Raw genomic sequence first — 20,614 nt, 5'->3', positions numbered from 1 at the left:
CCTAGAAAGGGAACAGCGGGCTGAGGAAGAAGCGGTCGAACCAGCCCGGCTGGCTCGCATCGGCAAACGAACCGGTGCCCGAGTAGGTAATGCGTGCATCGGCAATGCGCGTCGACGGCACGGTGTTGTCGGTGGAGATGTCATCGGCGCGGACCATGCCGGCGATGCGCACCAGCTCGTCGCCGGTGTTGAGGGTCATCCACTTTTCACCACGCACGGCAATGATGCCGTTGGGCAATACATCAGCGACGGTCACGGTAATCGAACCGGTCAGGCTGTTGCCCTGCCCGGCCGCGCTCTTGCCGTTGGTGGCACGGTCGCCGCTGTAGCCGGCGTCCAGGCTCAGGTCACCACTGCCCAGCGGGTTGTTGGTGTTGAGGCCGCCGCCGAACAGCGAGGTCAGGCCGATGCTGGTCTTGCTGTTCTTGCCGATTTGCGAGTTGGCGTTCTTGCTGGCCTGGGTCTTCTCGTTCAGGGTAATGGTGATGATGTCACCGACCCGGAACGCCTTGCGGTCGCTGTACAGGTTCTGCTCGAAACCGGCCTGGTAGATCGAGCCATTGTTGGCCGCCGCCGGCAGTGGTGTGCGTGGCAACACCGGCGCGTAGTACGGGTCATTGGGCTTTGGCGTGGGGGCGACACAGCCCGCAAGCACGGCGATCCCACTCAATGCCAACACACAAACATAGCGATTCATGACCCTAACCTCACGGTGTTGCAGACACCCTCAAGGGCGCCCCATAGACTGATTACAGATTCTGCGTAACGAACGAAAGCATCTGGTCGGCGGTGGAAATCACCTTGGAGTTCATCTCGTAGGCGCGCTGAGTGGTGATCATGTTGACCATCTCCTCAACGGTGCTGACGTTGGAGGTTTCCAGGGTGCTTTGCAGCGTGGTGCCGAAGCCGTTCAAGCCTGGGGTGCCGATTTGCGGCGCGCCACTGGAGGCGGTTTCCAGGAACAGGTTGTTGCCCATCGCCTGCAGGCCGGCCGGGTTGATGAAGTCGGCGGTTTGCAGGTTGCCGATCACCTGAGACGCCGGGTTGCCAGCGACGGTGATGGACACGGTGCCGTCGTTGCCGACGGTGAAGGTCTTGGCGTCGGGCGGCACCACGACAGCAGGCTCCAGGGCGAAACCGTTGGCGGTCACGATCTGGCCGTTGGAGTCCAGGTGGAAGGTGCCGTCACGGGTGTAAGAGGTGGTGCCATCCGGCTGCAGTACCTGGAAAAAGCCCCGGCCATTGATCGCCATGTCCAGGGGCTGGCCGGTTTGCTGCAGGTTGCCGGCGCTGAAGTTTTTCTGGGTGCCGACGATCTGCACACCGGTACCCAGTTGCAGGCCCGACGGCAGTTCGCTGTCCTGGGTCGATTGGGCGCCCGGTTGCTTCTTGATCTGATAGAGCAAGTCCTGGAACTCGGCGCGGTCACGTTTGAAGCCCGTGGTCGACACGTTTGCCAGGTTGTTGGAAATGGTCGTCAGGTTGGTGTCCTGGGCGGACAGGCCTGTCTTGGCAACCCATAGAGCCGGAAGCATGCTGTTCTCCTTCGTGCGCCGGATGGTTGGCGCTGCGTTGCAAATTAGTTAATGGGCTTGAATCAGCTCATCTGCATGACGCGTGTCATGGCCTGGTCGTCTTCTTTAGCGCTGTTCATCATCTTGATGTGCAGCTCGAACTGCTTGGCCAGCGCCAGCACCGCGGTCATTTCTTCCACGGCATTGACGTTGCTCGCCTGCAGGAAGCCCGAGGTCAGCCGCACGTTCGCGTCGGCCTGGGCCGGTTGGCCATCCTTGGTGTGGATGGTGCCGTCCAGGCCCTTGGTCATGTTCTTGAGGTCAGGCTGGACCATCTTGATACGGTCCACTTCCGCCATTACCCGTGGGCCTTCGCCCATGGCACGGATGCTGATGGTGCCGTCTGAACCCACTTCGATTTTCTGCTGGGGCGGCACGGCAATCGGGCCACCGTTGCCCATGATCGGCATACCGTTGCCGGCCCGCAGCACGCCCAGGGCATCCACGTTCATGCTGGCGCTGCGCACGTAGGCTTCGCCGCCATCCGGGGTTTGCACGGCCATCCAGCCGTCACCGCTGACGGCTACGTCCAGGTCGCGGCCGGTCTCGATCATCGCGCCCGGTGAAAAGTCGGTAGCCGGCCGCTCGGTCATGGCAAACGCCCGCGCCGGAAAGCTGTCACCGAACACCGGCATCGAACGCGCCTGCTCCAGGTCGCGCTGGAAACCGTTGGTGGAAATGTTCGCCAGATTGTTGGCATGGGCCTTCTGCGCCAGTGCATTCTGGCTGGCGCCGGTCATTGCCACATAAAGGTACTTGTCCACGCTCTATCCTCTTTCTGACGGACGCTTGCCGCCCACCGCTGTACTGAGGAGGCTTAAGCAATTTGCGAACCAACTTTTTAAAAGAGGAGAAAATCCAGGCTGGGCGGGGGTTTCGTGGAGGTAGCTGAAAGAGGTGATGGGAGAAACAGTCGAAAAAACGGCGGACTACTGCCGCCTGCGGCAAACACCGGCCTGGAAAACGACAACGATCAAATGTGGGAGCGGGCTTGCTCGCGAATGCGGTGGCTCAGGCACTGATAGGTTGAATGACCTACCGCATTCGCGAGCAAGCCCGCTCCCACAGGGGATTGATGCCGGACGCTGATTGCGTGGGCAATACCCAACCAATGTGGGAGCTGGCTTGCCTGCGATAGCGATTGGGCAGGCACTGATATGCCACAGGCAAGCCCGCTCCCACAGTTTTAACTGCGATCGGCCTTGAGCACTTCGTAATCGCGCAGTTTGTTGGCAATGGTGGTGTGCGACACCCCCAGGCGCTTGCCCAACTGGCGACTGCTGGGGTGTTCGGCATACAGGCTTTCCAACACCGCTTTCTCAAAGCGCCCGACGATATCCTCCAGGCTCCCCTCCAGGGAAAAATCACCCAGCGGCTGACGCACGCCGTAATCCGGCAACCGAATATGCTCAACCTTGACCGTGCCGCCTTCGCACAACGACACCGCCTGGAACAGCACGTTTTCCAGTTGCCGCACGTTGCCCGGCCAGTGGTAGTGGCTGAGTTTGTCCATGGCAGCTGGGGCCAGCTTGGGCAGTGGGCAACCAATCTGCCGGCTGGCCTGGTCGAGAAAGTGCTCGACCAACGGTGCGAGACCATCCAGGCATTCGCGCAACGGCGGGATATGCAACGACAGCACATTCAGCCGGTGATAAAGGTCCTGACGAAACTCACCCCGGGCGCAGAGTTCTGACAAGTCCACCTGGGTCGCGCAGATCACCCGCACATCCAAGTACACCTCTTCATCACTGCCCACCCGGCGAAAACAACCGTCCTGCAAAAAGCGCAGCAGCTTGACCTGCAAGCGCGCGCTCATTTCTCCCACACCGTCGAGAAACAAAGTACCGCCCGCCGTCAGCTCAAGCAGGCCCAATTTACCTTCCGCCCGCGCCCCTTCAAACGCGCCGGGGCCGTAGCCAAACAGTTCAGTCTCGGCCATCGACTCGGGCAACCCTGCGCAGTTGAGCGCCATCAACGGCGACTGCCCACGCGGGCTGGCCAAGTGACAGGCCCGGGCCAACAGCTCCTTGCCGGTGCCGGTTTCGCCTTCTATTAATAGCGGCGCATCCAGCGGCGCCATGCGCCGCGCTTCACGCACCACTGCGGCCATGACCTTGGAGCTTTGGAAGATGCTGTCGAAACCGCGCAGCTCTTGCTTGCGCACGTTATAGATACGCTCACCGACACGGTCGGCACGGTGCAGGGTGAGCACGGCGCCGGCCATGGCTTCGCTGTCGTCGTGCTCGGAGGATTGCAGGGGCGCGATATCCGCCAGAAATACGTCGCCCTTGACCTTGACCCGCAGGCCATTGATTCGCGACTTGCTGGCGCGCACCAGTTCCGGCAGATCGAAATCCTCGGCGTAACGCGACAGGGGAATCCCCGGTACTTCATCCACCCGCACCCCAAGCAACTGCGCCGCCGCCCGGTTGGCGGCCACGATGGAGCCGCCCATATCAATGGACAGCACCGGGAACTCCAGGGCACCGAGCAACGCATTGAGTTCCATATGCCGCCGCTCGCTGGGCATCAGCCCTACCCGCTTGACCCCGAACACCCCGGCAATCGCCTCGAACTGCGGGCGCAGCGCCTGGAATTGCATGTTCACCAGGTTGGGACAGAACAGATAGATGGCATTGCCATGCTCACCGCCGACTTCGCCCTTGGCGACGTTGACGCCGTACTCCACCAGCAGGTTGAGGATGTCCCGCAGGATGCCGATGCGGTTCTGGCAGTGCACTTTGATACGCATGGAAAAACTCGAAAAGGGAGTAGGCGCCGCGTCTTTTTGTCGCTGGGCGTAGATAGTCGTCAAGATTATGTGACAGCTCGGTGGCTTTTCCCAGCCCACAGCTGCGACGAGCGGGCCTATCGTAACGAATACTTTACGATAATCGGTAATTTTTCCTACGTCCGTCCGTTAAAGGCTGATGGAATCCGGCGCCTATCCGGTTATCAATAGGTGTATCCCAGGACATAACAAGAACGAATGCCTAGCAGGAGAGCCGTATGAAGCAGACGCACTACGTGGCCCGCGAGCCCGATGCGCAAGGTTTTATCCACTACCCGCCAGAAGAACATGCGGTGTGGAACACCCTGATCACTCGCCAATTGAAAGTGATTGAGGGCCGCGCCTGCCAGGAATACCTAGACGGTATCGACAAGCTCGGCCTGCCCCTGGACCGCATTCCCCAACTGGGCGAGATCAACAAGGTGCTGGCCGACACCACCGGCTGGCAAGTCGCCCGCGTGCCGGCGCTGATTCCCTTCCAGACCTTTTTTGAATTGCTGGCCAGCAAGCAGTTTCCGGTGGCGACCTTTATTCGCACCCATGAAGAACTGGACTACCTGCAAGAGCCGGATATTTTTCACGAGATCTTTGGCCACTGCCCACTGCTGACCAACCCCTGGTTCGCTGAATTCACCCACACCTACGGCAAGCTCGGCCTGGCGGCCACCAAGGAACAACGGGTGTACCTGGCGCGCCTGTACTGGATGACCATCGAGTTCGGCCTGGTGGACACGCCTCAGGGCCGGCGTATCTACGGTGGCGGCATTCTGTCGTCACCTAAAGAAAGTGTGTATTGCCTGTCGGACGAGCCCGAGCACCAGGCCTTCGACCCGCTGGAAGCGATGCGCACGCCCTATCGCATCGACATCCTGCAACCTTTGTATTTCGTATTGCCCGAGCTCAAGCGCCTGTTCGACGTGGCGCAGGAAGACATCATGGGCATGGTCGAGCGCGGTATGCAGCTGGGTCTGCACGCCCCGAAATTTCCGCCCAAACCCAAAGCCGCGTGAACCTTGCGTTTTAAGGCCAGGTGAGTCTGTTCCCTGGCCCCGCGTTGCTTTAGGGTAACGCCACTGACCTTCAATCATTCGAATTCAGGACACCTTCCATGACCACCTTGAACCAAGCCCACTGCGAAGCCTGCCGCGCCGATGCCCCGCAAGTCAGCGATGAAGAACTGCCGGTACTGATCAAGCAGATCCCTGACTGGAACATCGAAGTGCGCGACGGCGTAATGCAGCTGGAAAAGGTTTTCCTGTTCAAGAACTTCAAATTCGCCCTGGCCTTCACCAACGCGATGGGTGAAATCTCCGAAGCCGAAGGCCATCACCCAGGCCTGCTCACCGAGTGGGGCAAAGTCACCGTGACCTGGTGGAGCCACTCCATCAAGGGCCTGCACCGTAACGACTTCATCATGGCCGCGCGCACCGACGAAGTGGCCAAGACTGCCGAGGGCCGCAAGTAATGCATTTCGATGCCATCGACCGCGTGCCTGGCGACCCAATCCTCGGGCTGATGGACCTGTATACCCAGGACGCCAACCCGAACAAGTTCGACCTGGGCGTAGGTGTCTATAAGGACGACCAGGGCCTGACGCCGATTCCCCACTCGGTGAAGCTGGCGGAACAGCGCCTGGTCGAGACCCAAGTGACCAAGACCTATATCGGTGGCCATGGCGATGCGGCCTTTGGCAGCCTGATCAGCGAACTGGTGCTCGGCGCCGACTCGGCCTTGCTGCGTGACCGCCGCGCTGGCGCCACGCAAACCCCAGGCGGCACCGGCGCCCTGCGCTTGAGTGCCGACTTTATCGCCCACAGCCTGCCGGGCCGTGGCGTGTGGCTGAGCAACCCGACCTGGCCGATCCACGAAACCATTTTTGCCAAAGCCGGGCTCAAGGTCAGTCATTACCCTTACGTGGGCAGCGACAACCGCCTGGATGTGACGGCGATGCTGGCAACCCTGTCCAGCGTGCCCAAGGGCGACGTGGTATTACTGCACGCGTGCTGCCATAACCCGACCGGCTTTGACCTGTCCCAGGATGACTGGCGCCAGGTCTTGCAGATCGTGCGTGAACGCCAGTTGCTGCCGCTGATCGACTTCGCCTATCAGGGCTTTGGCGATGGCCTGGAGCAGGACGCCTGGGCGGTGCGCCTGTTTGCCGCCGAGTTGCCGGAAGTGCTGATCACCAGTTCCTGCTCGAAGAACTTCGGCCTGTATCGCGACCGTGTAGGTGCATTGATTGTGTGTGCGGCGGACGCTGAAAAGCTCACCGATGTACGCAGCCAACTGGCGAATATCGCGCGCAACCTGTGGTCGACGCCGCCGGATCACGGTGCAGCCGTGGTGGCGACCATCCTCGGTGATGCACAGCTGAAAAAGCAGTGGAGCGAGGAAGTCGAGGCTATGCGTTCGCGGATCGCCCAGTTGCGCGCAGGGTTGGTGGAAGCGCTTGCGCCCCATGGCCTGGCCGAGAAATTCGCACATATCGGCGCGCAGCGCGGGATGTTTTCCTATACCGGCTTGAGTGCCGAGCAGGTCAAGCAACTGCGCGAGAAGCACAGCGTGTATATGGTCAGTTCGGGGCGGGCTAACGTGGCCGGGGTTGATGCAACGCGCTTGACGTTGCTGGCTCAAGCCATCGCTGACGTCTCCAACTGAACGCCTTCTGTAGGAGCGAGCTTGCTCGCGAAAAACGTCAACGATAACGCCTGCGTTCTGAATGAACACGGCGCCTGCGAGTTTTTCGCGAGCAAGCTCGCTCCTACAAAAAGCCTTTAGCCGGCAACCATTTCAGCCTTTAGCAGTGCCTCTTTGGCCTGCGCATCCGCCAACCGATACAACTCGATATGCCCATCCCAGTGCTCGATCAAGGCCGTGCACGACTCCACCCAATCCCCGCAGTTGAGGTAATCCACCTCGCCCACCTTGCGAATCTCGGCATGGTGAATATGCCCGCACACCACGCCGTGCAATTCCCGCTTGGTCACTTCGTGGGCGATCGCCTCTTCGAAATCGCTGATAAAACTCACCGCCGTCTTGACCTTGTGCTTCAGGTACGCCGACAACGACCAGTAGCCGTAGCCATACCGTGCTCGCCAGTGGTTCAGCCACCGGTTCAGCGTCAGGGTGAATTCGTAGGCCGAGTCGCCGAGGAAGGCGAGCCAGCGGTGATAGCGCGTGATCACATCAAACTGGTCGCCATGAATCACCAGCAAGTGGCGGCCATCAGCAGTGACGTGCACAGCCTCATCGACCAATTGGATATTGCCCAGGATCAGCTTGGAATAGCGACGCAGGAACTCGTCATGGTTGCCCGTGACATAGATCACCTCGGTGCCACGCTTGGCCATGGTCAGCAAGCGGCGGATCACGTTGGTGTGGGCCTGGGGCCAATACATGCCGCCGCGCATTTTCCAACCATCGATGATGTCACCGACCAGGTAGACCTTGTCGGCGTGATAGCCCTTGAGAAAGTGCGATAGATGTTCGGCCTGGCAATCCCGAGTGCCCAGGTGCACGTCGGAAATCCACAGGGTTCGCACCCGTTGCTTGCGGCTGGGCTTGGTGAACTCGGCACGGGTCATGGGCATCCCTCGACGCTGTTTTGGCGAGCTTGCGCCTTGGCGATTAATAGCCCATGACAAGCGTGCGTCAGTCTGATGACAGCGCCCGCTGCCCGCCAAGCGTTGTAGACTGACGGCTTGCCGCCCTGGAGACCGCGATGAGCCCGACTCTCACGCTACGCCACTACCTCGAAGCGCCCATTGCCCACAGCCATGACCATGCACAGTTGGTATTCGGCCTGTCCGGGCATCTGGACCTGGAAGTCGATGGCCGTGGCAGCCAGGTGCGCGAAAGCAGCGTGATGGTGCTGCCCTTCTGCGCCCATCACGCCTGTATCAGCCGCGATGGCAGCCGCTGCCTGGTGCTGGATGTGCCGACGGAAAACTGGATGGTGCAATCCTTGGGCGAACATGCCGATGCCAGCCGCCGCTTGCTCGACCAACCCACGCGCCTGGCGTTGGATGCCCGGCAACACCAACTGGTGCAGTGGCTGGCACAGAGCCCGGTGCACGATCCGCTGATTGTCCAGCAAGGCGCAGTGCTGTTACTGGCCAGCCTCAACCATCCTCAGGCCCAACCGCTGCCGGGCCGGCGTCTGCCTTATGCCGCGTTCAATGCCCATATCGAACGCCATGCGGCGCGCCCGTTACAGGTGGCCGACCTGGCACGGATTGCCGAGTTGTCAGTGCCGCGTCTGCATGCACGGTTTATGGCTGAGTGCGGGCAGACGCCGATGGACTATCTACGCGGTCGTCGCCTGCACATGGCGCTCAGGCTGTTACGCGAAACCCCCCTGCCCATCGGCGAGATTGCCGAGCGCGTAGGCTACGCCTCGCAAAGCGCATTTTGCGCGGCCATGCTACGGGCGTTTGGCGCCTCGCCCGGGGCATTGCGTCGGGAGGGCTAGCAAGAGTCTTGCGCTAAAAATCACCCCGTCCGCGACAGACGCACACCCGCCAACCCTCTAGACTGCGAGGCTGTCACCCCCTGTTGGATCAAGGATCGCAATGACTCCCCGCTCAGCCCTTGGCGCCCTGCATATCGGCGCATTGATGTTTGGCCTTACCGGCGTGTTCGGCAAACTCGCAGCCGCCTCCCCCGCCATCATCGTGTTTGGCCGGGCGGCGTTTGCCGTGCTGGCGCTGGCGGTATTCGCCCGCTTTGCCAGCAACGCTCCCTGGAAAAAACTGGAGATGCGTGACTGGCGCCGCCTGCTGGTCAGCGGCGTCTTGCTGGCCGCCCATTGGGTGACGTTCTTTATCGCCGTCAAAGTCGCCGGCGTGGCCGTGGCGACCTTGGGGTTCACCGCCTTTCCGGCCTTTACCGTGATCCTTGAAGGGCTGATCTTCCGCGAGCGCATTCGCGCCAATGAAGTGCTGCTGGTGGTGCTGGTCACCGTTGGCCTGGTGCTTGTGACCCCGGATTTCAATCTCGCTAGCGAGGCCACGGGCGGCCTGCTGTGGGGCATCGCCTCGGGGCTGTTGTTCTCGTTGTTGTCGCTGAACAATCGCGCCAGTTCCGGGCGCATTCCAGCGGTACAGGCCGCGCTGTGCCAGAACGTCGTAGTTGCCGCCTGCCTGCTGCCCGTGGCCGCGCCGGGGCTGGCAGATGTGCGTGCAATCGACTGGCTGTGGATCGGGCTGCTGGGGGTGTTTTGTACCGGCCTGGCCCACAGCCTGTTTGTCGCCAGCCTCGCCGTGATCAAGGCACGCACCGCCTCGGTGGTGTTTGCCATGGAACCGGTCTACGGCATCACCGTGGCCTGGCTGTTGTTTGCCGAAACCCCGACCTTGCGCATGCTGCTGGGCGGCGCCTTGATCATCGTCGCCATTGTGCTCTCCGGCCTGATGGGCAGCGCCAGCCAGGCCAAGCAACCGGTGGCAACGGCCTGATCTATACTTTAAACGTCCTCAACAGTCAGTAGTCGTTCTACGGATAAAGACTCCTCGACGACAGCCTTGGCGTTTTCTGAAGTTGCTGCAAGCGAGTGGTCACCTCTCAATGCGATGCAGGAGACTTCATCATGGAAATGCTTATCAGCTTGCTGGTCCAGATCATCAGCGGTGCCGTCGGTGGCAACATCGCCGGCATGACCAAACAAGGCCTGGGGACCGGACTCAATACTTTCCTCGGCGGGGTCGGTGGCCTCGTGCTGGGCCAGGTTGTCGCCGCACTGACAGGCACCACCAGCGGCGAAGCGCTGGATGTGGCCGCGGTTGGCAGCAATATTGTCGGCGGTGGTGTCGGCGGGTTGGTACTGACGTGGGTGGTCGGGTTTATCAAGCAGAAACTCGCCGCCAAATAGCGAGAGGGGTCACCGTCCCCCAGTGGCGGTGACCTTCATTGCGTACGATCGTTATGGCCCAGGTCGCGCTCGGGATCAATCTGGTCGCGCACTCGCTGCTTGAGCACCTTGGCCTCGGGAAAACCGCCATCGGCCTTGCGCTCCCAAATCTGCACGCCATCACAGGTGATGCGAAACGCGCCGCCGGTGGCCGGTTCCAGCGCCACGCGCCCCAGATCATCGGCAAAGGTGCTGAGTAACTCCTGGGCCAGCCACGCGGCGCGCAGCAACCACTGGCACTGTGTGCAGTAAGTGATAACGATCTCGGGTTTGCATGCAGACATCATTAAGCGGCTCCTGGCGTAACAGGCTCAGCGAATCGGGTGGCTATAATAGCGGCCTTTGTCGCCCAGCCACGAGATTGATGATGCGCCGCCTGCTGTCTTGCCTGTTCCTGTGCCTTGTCCCCCTACTTGCCGACGCGGTAGAAGCCCCCCGCCCAAAAATCGGCCTGGTGCTGTCCGGCGGCGCCGCCCGTGGCCTGGCGCATATCGGCGTGCTCAAGGCGCTCGAAGAGCAAGGTATTCATATCGATGCGATTGCCGGCACCAGTATGGGTGCGGTGATTGGCGGGTTGTACGCGTCGGGCTACAAAATTGACGAGCTGGAGAAGTTGGCGCTGGGTATCGACTGGCAGCAGGCCCTGTCCGACGCACCACCGCGTGAAGACGTACCGTTTCGGCGCAAACAGGATGACCGGGATTTCCTGGTCAAACAAAAACTCAGTTTCCGCGACGATGGCAGCCTCGGCCTGCCGCTGGGTGTGATCCAGGGCCAGAACCTGGCGCTGCTGCTGGAGAGCATGTTCGCCCACAGCAGCAACACGCGTAACTTCGACAAGCTGCCGATCCCCTTCCGTGCCGTGGCCACCGACATCACCACCGGCGAAAAAGTGGTGTTCAGCAAGGGCCACCTGCCCCAGGTGATACGCGCCAGCATGTCGATCCCCGCGGTGTTCGCCCCCGTGGAGCTGGATGGGCGCCTGCTGGTGGACGGCGGCATGACCGACAATATCCCTCTGGACGTGGCGCGGGAGATGGGCGTCGATATCGCTATCGTGGTCGACATCGGCACCCCGCTGCGCTCACGCAAACAACTGGCCACCGTGGTGGACGTGCTCAACCAGTCCATCACCCTGATGACCCGGCGTAACTCCGAGGAACAACTCAAGGCCCTGTACCCCAAGGATGTGTTGATCCAACCGCCGCTGGCCGCTTATGGCGTCACCGATTTCGGCCGCGCCAAGGACATGATCGATGCCGGCTACCGCGCCACCCGTGCCCTCGACGTACGCCTGGCACACCTGCGCCCTGCCGAACCCATCGACGCCGACCTGATAGCCGCGCGCACGCCGGGCGAACGCACCCCGGTGATCACCGCGATCCAGGTGGAGAACGACTCCAAGGTCAGCGACGACGTCATCCGCTACTACATCCGCCAGGGGCTGGGAGAACCGTTGAACCTGGGCCGCCTGCAATCAGACATGGGCACCCTGTACGGCCTGGACTACTTCGAGCAGGTGCAATACCGCGTAGTGAAAAAGGGCCAGGACAACACCCTGGTGATCAGCGCACGTGGCAAGCGCAGCGGCACCGACTACCTGCGCCTGGGCTTGAACCTGTCGGACGACATGCGCGGCGACAGCGCCTTCAACCTCGGCGCCAGTTACCGTGTGAACGGCATCAACCGCCTCGGCGCGGAATGGCTCACACGGGTGCAAATTGGTGATCGCCAGGAGCTCTATAGCGAGTTCTACCAACCCATGGACACCGGCTCACGCTACTTTGTGGCCCCCTACATCAGGGCCGAGGCGCAGAACGTCGAGCTGATCCTGGACAACGACCCCATCTCCGAATACCGCCTGGAACGCTATGGCTTTGGTTTGAACGTAGGCCGGCAGATCGGCAACAGCGGCGAGATCCGCTTTGGCGTGGGCGAAGCCTGGGGCAAAGCAGACGTGCGCATTGGCGACCGCGACCTGCCGAGCGTGAGCTTCAGCGAAGGCTTCTATGAACTCAAATATTCCTTCGACTCCCTGGACAACGTGTACTTCCCCCACAGCGGCGAAGACATCGGCCTGGCCTTTCGCGAGTTCGAGCCCGGCCTGGGCTCCGACCAGCGCTACCGCCAGTGGGAATTCAAGCTGGACAAGGCCATGAGCCACGGCCCGGATACCTTGATACTGGGCGGTCGTTACGGTCGCACACTGGATAATTCGGATGTAGTGATCTCCAGCTTCCTGCTGGGAGGCGCACGGCAATTGTCGGGCTTCCGCCAAGATGCGATTTCGGGGCAGAACATCAGCCTGATGCGCGCGGTGTACTTCCGCAGGCTCACCCCACGCTCTTACCTGCCGCTGGACTTCCCGTTGTACCTGGGTGCATCCCTGGAACGGGGCCGGGCGTGGAACAACGATAACGAGTTCGACAGCGGCTATATCAACGCCGCGAGTATTTTCCTGGGGTTTGATACACCCTTGGGGCCGCTGAATTTCAGCTATGGGTTCAATGATGATAATCAGAAAGCGGTGTACTTGAACCTGGGCCAGACCTTCTAGGCAAGCCAAACCCAAATGTGGGAGAGGGATTGCCAAGGATTTTTTGTAGGAGCGAGCTTGCTCGCGAAAAACCCACAGACACCGCGTTTATTCAGGAAACGCGCGTTATCGTTGACGTTTTTTCGCGAGCAAGCTCGCTCCTACAGAAGGCTTCGCAGGCAAGATCAGGACTTTTCCAGGTTCGCCAGGATGTGCTCATGCACCCGCATGCACACCCGCAGGTCTTCCTCATTCACGCCCACGAACAATTCATGGCGCAACGCCGTGGCGATGGTTTCGATCTGGTCGATCAGCGGTTGGGCGGTATCGCACAGCACGATACGTTTGGCGCGGCGGTCTTCCACCACGGCTTGGCGTTGCACCAGGCCCTGGCCTTCCAGGCTATCGAGCAGACGGGCCAGGGTGGGCCCTTCCACGCCGACACTTTGGGCCAATTCACGCTGGGTGGGTGCTTCGACAAAACGGGCCAGGTGCAGCAGCACCAGCCAACGCGCCTGGGACAAGCCCAGCCCCGCCAGGCGGCGGTCCAGTTCGGCGCGCCAACCTCGGGACATTTGCGCTAACTGCATGCCAAAACGGTGTTGATCGGTTAACGGCATAAAAAACTCGTGTTTAAGACTGAAAATAAAGTATGGCTAATTATTAGTCAGCTAAGCATGAGCCCTGCCCGTAGGCAAGGCCCGCTATGTACTGATTCGTTACATTGTCGTAATTGGCACACTAAATTTCGAATTCCGACTGCAAAGCAGCACGCACGCAGTACAAAACGCCTTCCGGAACACGCCCGGTAAACAACGGCGCAATCTCCGTCACAGCTGGCAATTCGCCTTCTCCATCGAGAAAAGCGTCCTGGATTTCACCGAGCAAATCCTCAGGCAAATCAAGGGCCTGTTCCAGGGACAATTGCTGCTTGCCGATGGCTTCGGCGAGCAAGGTGTACACGTTTTTTTCCGAGCATTGCAGCTGGCCGGCGATCTGGATCGGGGTCATACCGGCGCGGGCCAGGCTGATCAGTTCGTGGCGAATATCGGCGATTTCCTTCGGCGCTTCGGCCTGGCCGCCGAGCACTTCCAGGAAGGCCTGGCCGTAGCGTTCCAGTTTGCGCGCGCCCACACCGCTGACCCGGGCCATCTCGGCCATGGTGGTGGGCTGCTCGCGGAGCATCTCCAGCAAGGTGGAGTCGGGGAAGATAACGTAGGGTGGCACGCTGTGCTCCTGCGCCAGTTTGCGCCGCAGGGTGCGCAACGCTTCCCATTGTTCGCGCTCTTCACCCCGTACGAGCTGGCTGGCCTGGCTGGTGCTGCTGCTTTTGGCGGTGGTCTGCGGCTTGAGGTCACGGCGCAGTTCCAGGCTCACTTCGCCCTTGAGCAAGGGCCGGCAACTGTCATTCAGGCGCAGCCCGCCGTAGCCTTCTATATCGATGTCGACAAGCCCACGGGCAACCATCTGGCGAAACAGCGAACGCCACTCACCTTCGGCGCGAGCTTTGCCGACACCGTACACCGAGAGTTTCTCGTGGCCGAAGCTGCGGATTTTTTCGTTGTCCTTGCCCAGCAGGACATCCACCAGATGGCCCACGCCATAACGCTGGCCGGTGCGATAGATCGTCGACAACGCCTGGCGCGCCGGCTCGGTAGCGTCCCAGGTTTGCACGCCGTCGATGCAGTTATCGCAGTGGCCGCAGGGCTCAGGCATGTCTTCGTCGAAATACGCCAGCAGGGTCTGGCGGCGGCAGCGAGTCTCTTCGCACAACGAGAGCATGGCGTCGAGCTTGTGCTGTTCCAGGCGTTTGTGGCGCTCGTCGCCCTCGGAGTTCTGCAGCATCTGTTTGAGCATCACCACGTCTTGCAGGCCGTAGACCATCCAGGCATCCGCCGGCAGGCCATCGCGGCCGGCACGCCCGGTTTCCTGGTAATAGGCCTCAAGGGACTTGGGCAGGTCCATGTGCGCCACGAAACGCACGTTGGATTTGTCGATGCCCATGCCGAAGGCAATGGTCGCCACCATGATCAGGCCTTCCTCGTTCAGGAAGCGTTTTTGGTGCGCTGATCGCGTTTCATTGGGCAGGCCGGCATGGTAAGGCAGTGCCGGGTAGCCTTGTTCACAGAGGAACGCGGCGACCTCGTCGACTTTCTTGCGCGACAGGCAATACACGATGCCGGCGTCACTGCGCCGCTCGGAGAGGAACGCCAGCAACTGTTTGCGCGGCTGCTCCTTGGGCACGATGCGGTAGAAAATATTGGGCCGGTCAAAACTCGACAGGAAGCGCTCGGCGTTCTGCAAATGCAGGCGCTCGACGATCTCTTCGCGGGTACGCTTGTCGGCGGTGGCGGTAAGCGCGATACGCGGCACATCGGGAAACAGTTCGGCCAATTGGCCAAGCTGCAGGTATTCGCGCCGGAAATCGTGACCCCACTGCGACACACAGTGCGCTTCGTCGATGGCGAACAGGGCGATTTCCAGGCTCTGCAAAAAAGCCAGCATGCGTGGTTGCACCAGGCGCTCCGGCGCCAGGTAAAGCATTTTCACCTCGCCACGCTTGATGCGTGCGGCCAGGTCGCGCTGCTGCTCGGCGCTGAGAGTGGAGTTCAACGACGCGGCGGCGACACCGAGTTCTTCAAGGGTGGCGACCTGATCGTCCATCAACGCAATCAGCGGCGACACCACTACGGCCAGGCCATTGCGCAACAACGCCGGCACCTGGAAGCACAACGACTTGCCGCCACCGGTAGGCATCAGCACCAGGGCATCGCCGCCACTGGCCACGCGCTCAATGATCGCACCCTGGCGGCCACGAAAACTGTCGTAGCCGAAGATGTCCTTGAGGACGCGTTGAGCCTGCTCGAGCATGTAAAACTCCAAAATGGTGCCGAAATCCCTCTATACAGGCTGGCCGAAAAAATCCGCGTTCACGAAAAATAATCCGTAAGCGAAGTTTTCCCGGATTGGCGCTGGGCCTGCAGGGGCATCACAAAACGCGGCAGTATACCCGAGCGTTATCCACCAAAGGGCGCGACTGACGAATAGACGCACCACGCTAAAACCGGGCAAATATGCCGTGCGGCTGGCCTGGGCGCTCAAGAAAGCCTAGAATTCAGCATCGTTTATTCCCAAGGTAGCCCTTCAATGTCCTTCGCTGAGCAACTAACCCGCCTGCAAGCCTTCCTCGACGCCGATGAGCTGCATGACGAGGCGCTGGACTACGTGGCCGCCCACGGCTACCTGACCGCCCTGTCGATCTGCTCCGACCCCGTCCCGGACCGTGAATGGATCGACGCGCTGTTCGCTGAAGAGCCTCACTACAGCGACGACGCCCAGCGCGCAGAAATCGAATCCACCCTGCTCGCCCTTAAGGCCCACATCGCACGCCAACTGGCCTCCGACGAAGAGTTCGAGCTGCCGTGCGAGCTGGACCTGGGCGACGATCCGGATGACTCCGACCTGCGCGGCTGGTGCATCGGCTTCATGGAAGGCGTGTTCCTGCGCGAAGCCGCCTGGTTCGAAACCGCCGAAGAAGAAGTCAGCGAAATGCTGCTGCCGATCATGGTCGGTTCGGGCCTGTTCGAAGAGGAAGCAGAGTTCTCCGACATCGCCGCTGACGCCAACCTGATGGACGACATGATCGTGCAGATCCCGGAAGCCCTGACCGCGCTGTACCTGCTGTGCAACGCGCCTGACGAAAAACCGGCGATCCTCAAACCACGTCACCACTGAGTCGCTTGCCCGTGGACCCCATGGGCAACCGTCCACTGCTCCTGCGCTATGCGCTGCTGGCCATCGGCTGGCTAAGCGTAGCGCTGGGAGTCATCGGTATTTTCCTGCCGGTATTGCCAACCACACCCTTTTTGCTACTCGCCGCCGCCTGCTTCGCTCGCAGCTCCCCGCGCTTCTACCACTGGCTGGTGGAACACCCGCGCCTGGGGCCCTGGGTGCGCGATTACCTGGACGGCAATGGCATCCCGCTCAAAGGCAAGGTTTACGCCATTGGCTTGATGTGGTTGAGCATCTCGATCTCCTGCTACCTGGTGCCACTGCCGTGGGCACGGGGCTTTATGCTGACCAGTGCGGTGCTGGTGACGATCTACATCTTGCGTCAGAAAACCCTGCCGCCACGCTGAGCGCCGCCTGCGACATTCGATCCCACACGACCTTGGTCGACACTGACTAACACCAGGCATCATGCGAGACTGTCCAACCGGGCCTGGAATGCCCGGGTGTTCTTATGCTCGGAGTTACCATGACGCTGTCCAGCGGGCTGATCGCCGCCGTTGCCCTGGCCTATATGGCCACCATGTTTGCCATCGCCTTTTACGGTGACCGCCGCCATGCGCCGCTGCCGCCGCGCGTGCGTGCCTGGGTGTATAGCCTGTCGCTGGCGGTGTACTGCACCAGTTGGACCTTCTTCGGCGCCGTAGGCCAAGCGGCCGAACAACTGTGGGCGTTCTTGCCGATCTACCTGGGACCTGTGCTGTTGCTGGTACTGGCACCCTGGGTGCTGCAGAAGATGATCCTGATCAGCAAGCAGGAAAACATCACCTCCATCGCCGACTTTATCGCCGCCCGCTACGGCAAGTCCCAGTCCCTGGCGGTGGTGGTGGCGCTGATTTGCCTGGTCGGCGTGCTGCCCTATATCGCGCTGCAGCTCAAAGGTATCGTGCTGGGTGTGAACCTGCTGATCGGCGCCGGCCCCGACACCACCGGCACCCGCGCCCAGGACACGGCCTTGATTGTGTCGCTGGTATTGGCGCTGTTTACCATCGTGTTCGGTACACGCAACCTCGATGCCACCGAACACCACCGCGGTATGGTGTTGGCGATTGCCTTTGAGTCGCTGGTCAAGCTGTTCGCTTTTCTCGCCGTCGGTGCGTTTGTCACCTACGGCTTGTACGACGGTTTCGGCGACCTGTTCAGCCAGGCCATGCTCGCCCCGCGCCTGGAGGAGTACTGGAAAGAGACCATCAACTGGCCATCGATGGTGGTACAGACCGGCGTCGCCATGATGGCGATCATCTGCCTGCCACGACAATTTCATGTGACGGTGGTGGAGAACATCGACCCCCAGGATTTACGCCTGGCCAAGTGGGTATTCCCGGCTTATTTGATTCTCGCGGCACTCTTCGTGGTGCCCATCGCCCTGGGTGGCAAGATGCTGCTGCCCAGCTCGGTGCTGCCGGACTCCTATGTGATCAGCCTGCCAATGGCCGAGGCCCATCCTGCCCTCGCCGTGCTGGCATTCATTGGCGGTGCATCGGCGGCCACTGGCATGGTGATCGTGGCGAGCATCGCCTTGTCGACCATGGTCTCCAACGACATGCTGCTGCCCTGGCTATTGCGGCGTTCCAGCGCCGAGCGGCCATTCGAAGTCTTCCGTCACTGGATGCTGTCGGTACGCCGGGTGAGCATTGTGATCATCCTGCTGCTGGCGTACGTGAGCTACCGCTTGCTGGGCTCTACCGCCAGCCTGGCGACCATCGGCCAGATCGCCTTTGCCGCTGTGACCCAGCTGGCCCCGGCGATGCTCGGCGCACTCTATTGGAAGCAGGCCAACCGACGTGGCGTGTTTGCCGGCTTAGCCACCGGTACCTTCCTGTGGTTCTACACCTTGGTGCTGCCGGTGACGGCCAAAAGCCTGGGCTGGTCGCTCAACCTTTTCCCCGGCCTGACCTGGATGCACTCCCACCCGTTCGGGCTGTCGGTCACCTCGCTGACCCTGGGCACCGTGTTCTCCCTGGCAGGTAACTTCACCCTCTTCGTGTGGGTGTCGATGCTGTCGCGCACACGGGTTTCCGAGCACTGGCAGGCAGGCCGTTTTATCGGCCAGGAAATCAGCCAACGTGCGAGTGCGCGCTCCATGCTGTCGGTGCAGATCAGCGACCTGCTCAGCCTGGCGGCACGCTTCGTCGGGGAAGAACGGGCCCAGCAGAGTTTTATTCGCTTCGCCTATCGCCAGGGCAAAGGCTTCAACCCCAACCAGAATGCCGATAACGATTGGATCGCCCACACCGAACGCTTGCTGGCGGGCGTACTCGGCGCCTCCTCGACGCGGGCGGTGGTGAAAGCGGCAATCGAAGGGCGGGAAATGCAGCTGGAGGACGTGGTCCGTATCGCCGACGAAGCCTCGGAGGTGCTGCAGTTCAACCGCGCCCTGCTGCAAGGCGCCATCGAGAACATCACCCAGGGCATCAGCGTGGTGGACCAGTCGCTCAAGCTGGTGGCCTGGAACCGGCGTTACCTGGAACTGTTCAACTACCCGGACGGCTTGATCAGCGTGGGCCGGCCAATTGCAGACATCATTCGCTACAACGCCGAGCGCGGCCTGTGTGGCCCTGGCGAAGCGCAAGTGCACGTGGCGCGTCGCCTGCACTGGATGCGCCAGGGGCGTGCGCACACCTCCGAGCGCCTGTTCCCCAATGGCCGAGTGATCGAGTTGATCGGCAACCCGATGCCCGGCGGCGGGTTTGTCATGAGCTTCACCGACATCACCGCGTTCCGCGAAGCCGAACAAGCGCTGACCGAAGCCAACGAGGGCCTTGAGCAGCGGGTGACCGAGCGCACCCATGAACTGTCGCAACTGAACGTGGCCCTCACCGACGCCAAGGGCGTGGCCGAATCCGCCAGCCAGTCGAAGACCCGGTTCCTGGCGGCCGTGAGCCATGACCTGATGCAGCCGCTGAACGCTGCGCGACTGTTTTCCGCCGCCCTCTCCCACCAGGCCGATGGCCTGTCCGGCGAGGCACGGCAGTTGGTGCAGCATCTGGACAGCTCACTGCGCTCGGCTGAAGACTTGATCAGTGATTTGCTGGATATTTCGCGCCTGGAAAACGGCAAGATCAATCCACAACGCCAGCCCTTTGTCCTTAACGAGTTGTTCGACACCCTGGGCGCAGAATTCAAGGCGTTGGCCCAGGAGCAACACTTGCGCTTTCGCTGGCGCGGCAGCCGTTTGCGAGTGGACAGCGACATCAAGCTGCTGCGGCGGATTTTGCAGAACTTTCTGACCAATGCCTTCCGTTATGCCGACGGCCCGGTACTGCTAGGCGTACGTCGCCGCAAGGGCGAACTCTGCCTGGAGGTCTGGGACCGCGGCCCTGGCATTGCGCCGGATAAACAAAAGGTGATCTTCGAAGAGTTCAAGCGCCTGGACAGCCACCAGACCCGTGCCGAAAAAGGCCTGGGCCTGGGCCTGGCGATTGCCGACGGCCTGTGCCGCGTACTGCGCCATCGCCTGAGCGTACGCTCCTGGCCCGGCAAAGGCAGCGTCTTCAGCGTGTGCGTGCCGCTGGCCCGCAACCAGGCCAGCGTGCAACCCAAGGCGCCCACAGAAACCGGCCTGCCCTTGAGTGGCGCACGGGTGCTGTGCGTGGATAACGAAGACAGCATCCTGATCGGTATGCGCAGCCTGCTCACGCGCTGGGGCTGTGAAGTCTGGACGGCCGCCAACCAGGCCGAATGCGCGGCACTGCTGGCCGACGGTATCCGCCCGCAACTGGCGTTGGTGGATTACCACCTGGACCACGGCGAAACCGGCACCGAGTTGATGGGCTGGCTGCGTGCGCAACTGGCCGAGCCGATTCCCGGCGTGGTGATCAGCGCCGATGGCCGCCCGGAGATGGTGGCCGAGGTGCATGGGGCAGGGTTGGATTACTTGGCCAAGCCGGTGAAGCCGGCGGCGTTGCGGGCGCTGTTGAGCAGGCATTTGCCCCTATAACGGGGCCGTATTCGATCTATTTGTGGGAGCGGGCTTGCTCGCGAAAGCGGTATTTCAGTTTTAGATGCGCTGACTG

General features: G+C 61.4%; 18 protein-coding genes. 10 read left to right on the top strand and 8 right to left on the bottom strand.

What is annotated here, in order from left to right; all coding sequences use genetic code 11:
- Position 1: 1 nt before the first annotated feature.
- The 4 genes from flgH to ODQ19_RS07680 form a co-directional block, all read right to left on the bottom strand.
- A complete protein-coding gene (flgH, locus tag ODQ19_RS07695) occupies positions 2 to 697 on the bottom strand; it encodes a flagellar basal body L-ring protein FlgH (RefSeq protein ID WP_014719364.1) in 696 nt (231 codons plus the stop codon).
- Positions 698 to 749: 52 nt separating this feature from the next.
- Positions 750 to 1,535 (bottom strand): flagellar basal-body rod protein FlgG, encoded by a 786-nt coding sequence (gene flgG, locus ODQ19_RS07690; protein WP_003192986.1) that lies wholly within the window; start codon positions 1,533 to 1,535, stop codon positions 750 to 752.
- A 62-nt stretch (positions 1,536 to 1,597) separates the two neighbouring features.
- Positions 1,598 to 2,338 carry a flagellar basal body rod protein FlgF gene (locus ODQ19_RS07685; RefSeq protein WP_003192988.1) on the bottom strand — a complete coding sequence of 247 codons (741 nt, stop codon included), beginning with the start codon at positions 2,336 to 2,338 and terminating at the stop codon, positions 1,598 to 1,600.
- A gap of 422 nt (positions 2,339 to 2,760) precedes the next feature.
- Positions 2,761 to 4,326 carry a sigma-54-dependent phenylalanine hydroxylase transcriptional regulator PhhR gene (locus ODQ19_RS07680; RefSeq protein WP_003192990.1) on the bottom strand — a complete coding sequence of 522 codons (1,566 nt, stop codon included), beginning with the start codon at positions 4,324 to 4,326 and terminating at the stop codon, positions 2,761 to 2,763.
- Between the two features lie 257 nt (positions 4,327 to 4,583).
- Between ODQ19_RS07680 and phhA the strand changes: the two genes are divergently transcribed.
- The 3 genes from phhA (at position 4,584) to ODQ19_RS07665 (ending at position 7,023) form a co-directional block, all read left to right on the top strand.
- A complete protein-coding gene (phhA, locus tag ODQ19_RS07675) occupies positions 4,584 to 5,375 on the top strand; it encodes a phenylalanine 4-monooxygenase (protein WP_330209722.1) in 792 nt (263 codons plus the stop codon).
- A 98-nt stretch (positions 5,376 to 5,473) separates the two neighbouring features.
- The gene (locus ODQ19_RS07670; protein ID WP_003192995.1) at positions 5,474 to 5,830 is read left to right on the top strand and encodes a 4a-hydroxytetrahydrobiopterin dehydratase; all 357 of its coding nucleotides are present in this window, start codon (positions 5,474 to 5,476) and stop codon (positions 5,828 to 5,830) included.
- Positions 5,830 to 7,023, top strand: a complete 1,194-nt coding sequence (locus tag ODQ19_RS07665) for an amino acid aminotransferase (protein WP_330209721.1) — start codon at positions 5,830 to 5,832, stop codon at positions 7,021 to 7,023. Before ODQ19_RS07670 ends, ODQ19_RS07665 begins: the two co-directional genes overlap by 1 nt.
- A 116-nt stretch (positions 7,024 to 7,139) precedes the next feature.
- Here the strand turns inward: ODQ19_RS07665 and ODQ19_RS07660 are convergent, their stop codons facing one another.
- A complete protein-coding gene (locus ODQ19_RS07660) occupies positions 7,140 to 7,949 on the bottom strand; it encodes a UDP-2,3-diacylglucosamine diphosphatase (RefSeq protein ID WP_003192999.1) in 810 nt (269 codons plus the stop codon).
- A 137-nt stretch (positions 7,950 to 8,086) separates the two neighbouring features.
- On the opposite strand from ODQ19_RS07660, the gene ODQ19_RS07655 reads away from it, so the two are divergent.
- From ODQ19_RS07655 to ODQ19_RS07645, 3 genes are all read left to right on the top strand, one after another.
- A complete protein-coding gene (locus tag ODQ19_RS07655) occupies positions 8,087 to 8,836 on the top strand; it encodes a helix-turn-helix transcriptional regulator (RefSeq protein ID WP_330209720.1) in 750 nt (249 codons plus the stop codon).
- A 100-nt stretch (positions 8,837 to 8,936) separates the two neighbouring features.
- Positions 8,937 to 9,821: a DMT family transporter gene (locus tag ODQ19_RS07650; RefSeq protein WP_116666977.1), complete on the top strand. Its 885-nt coding sequence runs from the start codon at positions 8,937 to 8,939 to the stop codon at positions 9,819 to 9,821.
- Between the two features lie 131 nt (positions 9,822 to 9,952).
- Positions 9,953 to 10,234 (top strand): hypothetical protein, encoded by a 282-nt coding sequence (locus ODQ19_RS07645; protein ID WP_198716384.1) that lies wholly within the window; start codon positions 9,953 to 9,955, stop codon positions 10,232 to 10,234.
- A 35-nt stretch (positions 10,235 to 10,269) separates the two neighbouring features.
- Here the strand turns inward: ODQ19_RS07645 and ODQ19_RS07640 are convergent, their stop codons facing one another.
- Positions 10,270 to 10,557, bottom strand: a complete 288-nt coding sequence (locus ODQ19_RS07640) for a SelT/SelW/SelH family protein (RefSeq protein WP_073527233.1) — start codon at positions 10,555 to 10,557, stop codon at positions 10,270 to 10,272.
- Between the two features lie 83 nt (positions 10,558 to 10,640).
- On the opposite strand from ODQ19_RS07640, the gene ODQ19_RS07635 reads away from it, so the two are divergent.
- A complete protein-coding gene (locus tag ODQ19_RS07635) occupies positions 10,641 to 12,830 on the top strand; it encodes a patatin-like phospholipase family protein (RefSeq protein WP_330209719.1) in 2,190 nt (729 codons plus the stop codon).
- Positions 12,831 to 12,994: 164 nt separating this feature from the next.
- On the opposite strand, the gene ODQ19_RS07630 is transcribed toward ODQ19_RS07635, so the two are convergent.
- Together ODQ19_RS07630 and recQ are read right to left on the bottom strand one after the other, a co-directional pair.
- Positions 12,995 to 13,429: a MarR family transcriptional regulator gene (locus tag ODQ19_RS07630; RefSeq protein ID WP_330209718.1), complete on the bottom strand. Its 435-nt coding sequence runs from the start codon at positions 13,427 to 13,429 to the stop codon at positions 12,995 to 12,997.
- Positions 13,430 to 13,550: 121 nt separating this feature from the next.
- Positions 13,551 to 15,680: a DNA helicase RecQ gene (gene recQ / locus ODQ19_RS07625; protein ID WP_014719373.1), complete on the bottom strand. Its 2,130-nt coding sequence runs from the start codon at positions 15,678 to 15,680 to the stop codon at positions 13,551 to 13,553.
- Between the two features lie 276 nt (positions 15,681 to 15,956).
- On the opposite strand from recQ, the gene ODQ19_RS07620 reads away from it, so the two are divergent.
- The 3 genes from ODQ19_RS07620 to ODQ19_RS07610 all read left to right on the top strand — a co-directional run bounded on the left by ODQ19_RS07620 (position 15,957) and on the right by ODQ19_RS07610 (position 20,538).
- Positions 15,957 to 16,544 carry a YecA family protein gene (locus ODQ19_RS07620; RefSeq protein WP_330209717.1) on the top strand — a complete coding sequence of 196 codons (588 nt, stop codon included), beginning with the start codon at positions 15,957 to 15,959 and terminating at the stop codon, positions 16,542 to 16,544.
- Positions 16,545 to 16,564: 20 nt separating this feature from the next.
- Positions 16,565 to 16,948 carry a YbaN family protein gene (locus ODQ19_RS07615; protein ID WP_019818414.1) on the top strand — a complete coding sequence of 128 codons (384 nt, stop codon included), beginning with the start codon at positions 16,565 to 16,567 and terminating at the stop codon, positions 16,946 to 16,948.
- A gap of 119 nt (positions 16,949 to 17,067) precedes the next feature.
- A complete protein-coding gene (locus ODQ19_RS07610) occupies positions 17,068 to 20,538 on the top strand; it encodes a hybrid sensor histidine kinase/response regulator (protein WP_330209716.1) in 3,471 nt (1,156 codons plus the stop codon).
- Positions 20,539 to 20,614: the final 76 nt, after the last annotated feature.

It is taken from the genome of Pseudomonas sp. AM4(2022), assembly GCF_036346515.1.
GTDB lineage: Bacteria > Pseudomonadota > Gammaproteobacteria > Pseudomonadales > Pseudomonadaceae > Aquipseudomonas > Aquipseudomonas paracarnis.
Note: the sequence above shows the minus strand (reverse complement) of the source record. Positions and strands in the feature narration are given on the sequence as shown.

What these genes read in the sequence shown, in the direction of transcription:
- recQ (WP_014719373.1), bottom strand. Translation starts at nt 15,680, where the DNA reads ATGCTCGAGCAGGCTCAACGCGTCCTCAAGGACATCTTCGGCTACGAC.
- ODQ19_RS07640 (WP_073527233.1), bottom strand. Translation starts at nt 10,557, where the DNA reads ATGTCTGCATGCAAACCCGAGATCGTTATCACTTACTGCACACAGTGC.
- flgG (WP_003192986.1), bottom strand. Translation starts at nt 1,535, where the DNA reads ATGCTTCCGGCTCTATGGGTTGCCAAGACAGGCCTGTCCGCCCAGGAC.
- ODQ19_RS07665 (WP_330209721.1), top strand. Translation starts at nt 5,830, where the DNA reads ATGCATTTCGATGCCATCGACCGCGTGCCTGGCGACCCAATCCTCGGG.
- ODQ19_RS07610 (WP_330209716.1), top strand. Translation starts at nt 17,068, where the DNA reads ATGACGCTGTCCAGCGGGCTGATCGCCGCCGTTGCCCTGGCCTATATG.
- flgH (WP_014719364.1), bottom strand. Translation starts at nt 697, where the DNA reads ATGAATCGCTATGTTTGTGTGTTGGCATTGAGTGGGATCGCCGTGCTT.
- ODQ19_RS07620 (WP_330209717.1), top strand. Translation starts at nt 15,957, where the DNA reads ATGTCCTTCGCTGAGCAACTAACCCGCCTGCAAGCCTTCCTCGACGCC.
- phhA (WP_330209722.1), top strand. Translation starts at nt 4,584, where the DNA reads ATGAAGCAGACGCACTACGTGGCCCGCGAGCCCGATGCGCAAGGTTTT.
- ODQ19_RS07630 (WP_330209718.1), bottom strand. Translation starts at nt 13,429, where the DNA reads ATGCCGTTAACCGATCAACACCGTTTTGGCATGCAGTTAGCGCAAATG.
- ODQ19_RS07660 (WP_003192999.1), bottom strand. Translation starts at nt 7,949, where the DNA reads ATGACCCGTGCCGAGTTCACCAAGCCCAGCCGCAAGCAACGGGTGCGA.
- ODQ19_RS07645 (WP_198716384.1), top strand. Translation starts at nt 9,953, where the DNA reads ATGGAAATGCTTATCAGCTTGCTGGTCCAGATCATCAGCGGTGCCGTC.
- ODQ19_RS07670 (WP_003192995.1), top strand. Translation starts at nt 5,474, where the DNA reads ATGACCACCTTGAACCAAGCCCACTGCGAAGCCTGCCGCGCCGATGCC.
- ODQ19_RS07680 (WP_003192990.1), bottom strand. Translation starts at nt 4,326, where the DNA reads ATGCGTATCAAAGTGCACTGCCAGAACCGCATCGGCATCCTGCGGGAC.
- ODQ19_RS07615 (WP_019818414.1), top strand. Translation starts at nt 16,565, where the DNA reads ATGGGCAACCGTCCACTGCTCCTGCGCTATGCGCTGCTGGCCATCGGC.
- ODQ19_RS07635 (WP_330209719.1), top strand. Translation starts at nt 10,641, where the DNA reads ATGCGCCGCCTGCTGTCTTGCCTGTTCCTGTGCCTTGTCCCCCTACTT.
- ODQ19_RS07655 (WP_330209720.1), top strand. Translation starts at nt 8,087, where the DNA reads ATGAGCCCGACTCTCACGCTACGCCACTACCTCGAAGCGCCCATTGCC.
- ODQ19_RS07650 (WP_116666977.1), top strand. Translation starts at nt 8,937, where the DNA reads ATGACTCCCCGCTCAGCCCTTGGCGCCCTGCATATCGGCGCATTGATG.